The 300-nt window shown below is 68.7% G+C and carries 1 protein-coding gene; it reads left to right on the forward strand.

Annotated elements, in window-relative coordinates; translation table 11 throughout:
- On the forward strand, positions 1-300 hold a 300-nt coding region (locus OO69_RS48580; protein WP_033287467.1), incomplete at both ends, for a hypothetical protein.

A 300-nucleotide genomic window follows, 5' to 3' on the forward strand; every position in this document is an offset into this window, starting at 1 on the left:
AGCATCTGGAGTTCATCCAGGCGACGATCACGCGGTTGGGCACCAACTCGTTTCTCGTCAAGGGCTGGGCGCTGACCCTGGCCGCGGGTCTGCTGGCGCTCTCCGCCAGCCGCCTGAGCTGGCAGCTCGCGGCCGTCGGCGTGGTGCCGCTGCTCTGTTTCTGGTACCTGGACTGCTTCTTCCTGCGCCAGGAGCGGGCCTTTCGACGGCTGTACGACGCCGCCCGGGTCCCCGACAGCACGGTCGAGGTGCTGTCCATGAACGTGGCGCCGTATCTGGCGCGGATGCCCTGGCCGGAGG

Source organism: Streptomyces sp. NRRL F-525 (genome assembly GCF_000716605.1).
GTDB lineage: Bacteria > Actinomycetota > Actinomycetes > Streptomycetales > Streptomycetaceae > Streptomyces.